The sequence below is a fragment of the Bacillus sp. Root131 genome, assembly GCF_001429475.1.
GTDB classification, from domain to species: Bacteria; Bacillota; Bacilli; order Bacillales; family Bacillaceae_G; genus Bacillus_A; species Bacillus_A thuringiensis_S.
The window spans coordinates 1-6,051 of the sequence record NZ_LMJQ01000031.1 but is presented as its reverse complement, the minus strand read 5'-3'; the positions used below and the strand labels follow the sequence as shown (position 1 = coordinate 6,051).

The following is a 6,051-nucleotide window of genomic DNA, read 5'->3' as shown; positions in this document are numbered from 1 at the left end:
ATGAACTGATTTAGGATTTGAAAATAGATTTTCATCAAACAAAATGAGGGAAAGAATATGCAGGGAAATCAACAATCGATTTCAAATCTTAATACTTCGAGCTTTTGCGATTACCTCCGATCCTCAATTTCCATGGAGTCCTTTATCAGATTGTGGTTCTGCCTGTACAGGGGGCACGGCAACGATTCCTTCTTTTTGGGGCCACTTATAAAAATACATTAAATTTCAAATTAATTTTTGCATTCATCTACTTGAAAGATGAATGCTTTTTTTCGTACATAATAAAAAAATAAACATTTTTGTCACAAAACTCGTCTTTCTGGGTTCTTTATAATACAGGCATCAAATGAGAGTGAGGTTTTAACTGACATGTTAAAAATAAAAAAGGAAGAAAGGCCTGTCTCGGATCTGACATTTGAAGATTTATTTAAACAATACTACGTTTACGTTGTGAAACAAATTCTATGGATTGTTAAAAATCAGCCTATTGCTGAAGAATTAGCACAAGAAGTATTTTTACAGCTATATAGAAATGATTGGAAAACAATTGAAAGCTTACCTGGTTGGCTCATAAAATCTTCTACTTATGTTGCATATAAATATTTACGATCCGAAAAAAGGCATCAGGCGAGAATAGATAAAACGATACAACACCATGAGGTTCAACCTATCTCATCATTAGATGATGATTGGATTAGAAAAGAAGAGATTACAAAAGTACAAAACGTACTTAGTAATATGAATGAACGAGATCGAACCATATTGTTAATGAAATTTTCTGGTTTTCAATACAAAGAAATCGCAGACGTACTTCATATTGACATATCTTCTATTGGAACACTATTGGTCCGAGCCAAACAGAAGTTTCGTAAAATGTATAAACAAGTAGAGGAGGCATAACAAATGAATTGTTATGATAAAGGGTTTGTTCAAGCGTTTATAGATGGGGAGCTTCCTCATGATAAAAGAAAAGAATTTACAAAGCATCTAGATACATGTGAAGTATGCCAAAATACATTACTTGAAATTAGTAAATTAAATCAATGGGAACATGTAATGTTAGAGGATGAAACTATACACTCATCACAAGATATCAACATTGATATTGATCAAGCGTGGAAAACATTTGAAAGTCGCACAAAACTAGAAAATGTTTCTTATATAAATGAAAAAACTGAACAGAAGAAGGGATTGTTTACGAATATGGATAAAAAATCAAAACGCTTTATGTATGCGGTGGTAGCTGTAGCAGGACTTTTCACAACAGCTATGATTCCACAAGTACGAGTGGCAGCGACGAATGTTGCTTCCTATTTTTCGAATGAAGTTTCAAATGATAAGGTTGTAAATGAAGGTATGCAAGATGAAAATGGTGTCACACAAGATATGATGAAAAATGGCCAATACATTCCGATTGATGAGAAAATCACAGATCAAGGTGTTACGGTACATTTCAAAGAATTATATGTGGCAGATTCACGTATATCTGTTCATTATAAAATTGAAAAAGCAGATGGAAGTTTAGTACCGTATGAATTTGATACAACGGGATTAAATCTTAAAAGTGAAGGCAAGGAAAATGGACAACAAGAGGAAAACCCAGAGTACTACGGAAAAGATGGTAGCTTCTCACAATTACCATTTATTCAAGGAGAAAATGGCTTACCATTCAAGCTAAAAGCGGCAGGGCAAGAATTAGATCATGTAGGTATTCGTGATAAAGATCGACCAGAAAGTGTCCTTACATTTGTGGAAGGTCCTGAGGGAAAAGATTCCTTTAAGCAGCCACTTACATTAGATGTAAATATAAATAAAATTGGAAAGGTATCCGGATCTTGGAAGGGACAAATTCTAATTGATTCTTCCAAGTTGCAAAAATAAAACTAATTGAGATGAGAAAAAGAATAGAACGATATGTATCTCATACGAAGCTTATATTCTTTCTGGTTTTACTTACATGTATTTCGTACATGATTTTCACTCTATCTCTTTTCATTAAATAATCACAGAAACATCCCAATAGAGTAGACTCTATTGGGATGTTCTTATAAGTCTGGTATAATGGTATCTCGGAGTGTCCCATATGACTTGTTTCAAAAAGGAGAGTGACATATGAGAAAGATAGGTTATGTACGAGTAAGTTCTGTAGATCAAAACCCAAAGAGGCAATTACAACAGATGGAAGAAATCGGAGTGGATATCATATATCAAGAAAAAGTATCAGGTGCCACCCAAGATAGACCTGAACTTCAAAATATGTTAGGTAATCTTAAAGAAGGAGACATCATTTATGTGACAGATTTAACACGAATTACTCGAAGTACAAGGGATTTATTTGAATTAGTTGATTACATAAAAAATAAACAAGCCAATTTAAAATCATTAAAAGATACTTGGTTAGACTTATCAGAAGAAAATCCATATAGTCATTTCTTAATGACAGTAATGGGAGGAGTAAATCAATTAGAAAGGGACTTAATTCGAATGCGTCAGCGTGAAGGAATTACCCTTGCTAAAAAAGAGGGGAAATATCAAGGGCGAGTAAAAAAATATCATGAGAAACATGCAGGAATGAATTATGCGATGAAGCTTTACGAAGAAGGAAATATGACAGTAAAACAAATTTGTGAAATTACAAGTGTATCTAGATCCTCTTTATATAGGAAGATACACGATTTGGGATAAACATTTTGTCTCGAGGGAATGGGCAAAAACACCCTACTATGAATAGAGAGGAGCCCCCTTATGCTGACTGTTCAAGAAACAGCTTATCCAAGATTAAAGAGTAATCCTACACCGAAAGAGCTAGATAAGCTATTTTCTCCTATATTAAAAGAATTAAATTGGACTAAAATGCATTCTCGTAATCCATTTTCTCAGCTAAACTTTTTAATAATGCTAAAAGTTTTTCAGTGTTTAAACTATTTTGTTCCCATTACAGATGTTCCACTTGTTATTATTAAGCATATCGCTAAAATATCTAACATTAGCCTTTCGGGTGATGAAAAATGGGATTCTTATCATCGGACAGGTACTGGGAAACGGCAAATTACTATGATTCGTAATTACCGACAAGCGAAGATATTTGATAATCAAGCTCGTCAAATTATGCTATCGGCAATGGAAAATGCAGTATTAGAAAAAGACGCAAAAAGTGATATTGTAAATGTTGCAATTGATGAATTAGTTAAACATAGTTATGAATTGCCTGCATTTCAGACATTAGTAAAATCGGTAGATCATATTCATAGTACAGCTTATCGTACTTTGTATAAGCAAGTTGCAGATTCATTAAGTAATGAAGAAAAATCAAAAGTAGATGCACTATTTCAACAGATTGATGGGGCCACTTATTCTGATTGGCATGCGATAAAACGAGACCCCGGTCGTCCTACACTAGAACAAATTAGGACATGGATTGCAAGAAAAAATTGGATTAGTGACCGACAGGTGGGAAGTAATTTTTTTCAAAACTTACATATTCCTCCTGCGAAAGTAGAACGATTAGCGGCAGAAGCAAAAACATTAGATGCAGCTCGTATGAAAGAACTTGAACCCCATAAACGATATACACTAGCTATATCTTTATTGCATGTTCAACACGCCAAAACGATTGACGATATTGGAACGATGTATATCAAACGAGTTGCAAAAGCTGAAAATAAAGCGGAAAGAGCTTTCCATATTTTAAAAGAAAAACGAGAAAAACAAACAGACGAACTCATTACTACATTACGTGATACCATCACCACTTATCAATTAGACGTTGATGTAGAAACACGATTACACTCATTGGAAACATTAATTGGTGGAAATCGCGGTCAACAGATTTTAGAGAATTGTGACGAATATTTAGCTTATACTGGAAATAACTACTTTTCTTTTATGTGGAAATATTTAAAGAGTAATCGATCTGAATTAATTAATTAATTAATTAATATGCTTGAATCATTAAGATTTAAATCTACGACACAAAGTAAAGGGTTAGAACAAGCTATTACTTTCCTATTAAAAAATAAACTTAAAAAATCCGAATGGATTTCAACAATCTATACACGTAAGAATGGAATGAATAAAAATGATTGGGAATCAGTTCCTCTTGTTGATTTAACCTGGATTCCTGAAGGATGGTGGCGCTGGATTAGCTCCAATCGTAGAAGAAATGTATATCCAGACAAAATTAATCGAAGACACTTTGAAGCTTGTGTATTTTATCAAGTTAGAAATGAATTGAAATCCGGAGATTTATGTATTGAAGGTAGCGAACAATATGCTGATTATCGAGAGCAATTAATATCCTGGGATGAATATCAACAAAACTTACATATATTTTGTGAACAGGCAGGCCTTCTAACAACAGCTGAGGCATTTAAAACACAGGTGTGTAATAAGCTTGAATCACTTGCGAAAAAAGTGGATACTTCTTTTCCAAAAAATAAAGCCGTTACCATTCGAAACGGAGAACCTTTTATCACAAAATTAAAAAAGAAGAAGATTTCACCGTTATTAAAGGCTGTTAGAAAACGAATTGAAGAAAGAATGGTACCTATTAATGTTTTAGATTTATTAAGTGATACAGAATATTGGTTAAACTGGACAAGATTTTTTGGTCCTATTTCTGGTTATGATGCCAAAATTACTAAACCCACTCAAAGATATTTAACAACTGCTTTTTGTTATGGTTGTAATTTAGGTCCTACTCAAGCTGCACGTTCCCTTGGTACAGTGGATCGAAGGCAAATTTCTTGGATTAATGAACGACACGTCACTGAAGAAAATATCCAAAAAGCCATTGAATGGTTAATTAATGCTTATAATAAATTTAATTTACCAAAATATTGGGGAACAGGAAACAGTGCTGCAGCTGATGGTACAAAATGGGATCTCTATGAACAAAACTTATTATCTGAAAATCATATTCGTTACGGTGGGTATGGTGGAATTGGATATTACCATGTTTCAGATAATTATATTGCCTTATTCAGTCACTTTATACCTTGTGGTGTCTGGGAAGGGGTTTATATTTTGGATATTCTAATGAAAAATCAATCTGATATTCAACCTAATACATTACATTCTGACACGCAAGGACAAAATGCACCGATATTTGGGTTATCCTACTTATTAGGGATCCAACTGATGCCCCGGATTCGAAATTGGAAAAATTTAAAATTATTACGACCGCATAACAACTCGAATTATCAGCATATTAATGAACTATTTACAACTTCGGTGAATTGGAACATAATCGAAAAACATTATGAGGATATGTTACGTGTAGTGATGTCTATTAAAACGGGACGTATTCATCCTTCGACTATTCTTAATAAACTTAGTGGATATAGCAAGAAAAACAAATTATATCAAGCATTCCGTGAATTAGGTTGTGCAATCCGCACATTATTTTTATTGAAATATTTATCGGATGAGGAGTTAAGAAGCACTATTCAAGCGGCTACAAATAAAAGCGAATCTTTTAATGGATTTACAAAATGGTTATTCTTCGGAGGAGATGGAATTATTGCAGAAAATCATCGGGAAAGACAACGGAAAATTATAAAATACAATCATCTTATTGCAAATTGTGTTATTTTCTATAACGTTTTTCAACTTACCCGTATCCTGCATGAATACATCCAGGAAGGAAATGAATTAGACGAAGAAGTACTATCTGATTTGAGTCCATACCTTACCTTTCATATCAATCGATTCGGGAAATATGGATTGGACGATAATCGGCAACCACCCGATATCCAATTTGATATGGCTATTTCACCTCATAGATTAAACGCTGCAAATTAGACAAAAATAGCCACAGTCTATTAATAAATAGGTTGTGGCTATTTTGAGTGGCCCCAAAAAGAAGGAATCGTTGTCGTGCCCCTACAGAAGACAGATCTGCCACAGAACGCATTTCAGAAGATTTAATAAGACAACAAAATAAGGTTCTGGTGCAAATAATGGACAAACGCAAAAAAAGGCATAGATTCCTTCTGGAATCCACTCCTAAGCAGTTAATCCAAATAACTGATGAATACATCTATTCTGATT

Annotated in this window: 5 protein-coding genes; all 5 read left to right on the top strand. The window is 33.7% G+C overall.

All coding sequences use genetic code 11. From position 1 onward, the window contains the following. The first annotated feature begins 369 nt into the window (after positions 1-369). The 5 genes from ASE54_RS26865 to ASE54_RS36575 all read left to right on the top strand — a co-directional run bounded on the left by ASE54_RS26865 (position 370) and on the right by ASE54_RS36575 (position 5,802). Positions 370-900, top strand: a complete 531-nt coding sequence (locus tag ASE54_RS26865) for an RNA polymerase sigma factor SigX (RefSeq protein ID WP_000912779.1) — start codon at positions 370-372, stop codon at positions 898-900. A gap of 3 nt (positions 901-903) precedes the next feature. Next, the gene (locus ASE54_RS26860) at positions 904-1,881 is read left to right on the top strand and encodes a DUF4179 domain-containing protein (RefSeq protein ID WP_000995923.1); all 978 of its coding nucleotides are present in this window, start codon (positions 904-906) and stop codon (positions 1,879-1,881) included. 231 nt (positions 1,882-2,112) lie between these two features. Beyond that, positions 2,113-2,685 carry a recombinase family protein gene (locus tag ASE54_RS26855; RefSeq protein ID WP_001226082.1) on the top strand — a complete coding sequence of 191 codons (573 nt, stop codon included), beginning with the start codon at positions 2,113-2,115 and terminating at the stop codon, positions 2,683-2,685. 60 nt (positions 2,686-2,745) lie between these two features. Continuing rightward, entirely contained in the window at positions 2,746-3,930 is a 1,185-nt protein-coding gene (locus tag ASE54_RS36580; RefSeq protein ID WP_000958745.1) for a DUF4158 domain-containing protein, read from the top strand. A 9-nt stretch (positions 3,931-3,939) separates the two neighbouring features. Then, complete coding sequence (locus tag ASE54_RS36575) at positions 3,940-5,802, top strand: Tn3 family transposase (protein WP_000894103.1); 1,863 nt, start codon at positions 3,940-3,942, stop codon at positions 5,800-5,802. The last annotated feature ends 249 nt before the right edge of the window (positions 5,803-6,051 follow it).

What these genes read in the sequence shown, in the direction of transcription:
- ASE54_RS26865 (WP_000912779.1), top strand. Translation starts at nt 370, where the DNA reads ATGTTAAAAATAAAAAAGGAAGAAAGGCCTGTCTCGGATCTGACATTT.
- ASE54_RS26860 (WP_000995923.1), top strand. Translation starts at nt 904, where the DNA reads ATGAATTGTTATGATAAAGGGTTTGTTCAAGCGTTTATAGATGGGGAG.
- ASE54_RS26855 (WP_001226082.1), top strand. Translation starts at nt 2,113, where the DNA reads ATGAGAAAGATAGGTTATGTACGAGTAAGTTCTGTAGATCAAAACCCA.
- ASE54_RS36580 (WP_000958745.1), top strand. Translation starts at nt 2,746, where the DNA reads ATGCTGACTGTTCAAGAAACAGCTTATCCAAGATTAAAGAGTAATCCT.
- ASE54_RS36575 (WP_000894103.1), top strand. Translation starts at nt 3,940, where the DNA reads ATGCTTGAATCATTAAGATTTAAATCTACGACACAAAGTAAAGGGTTA.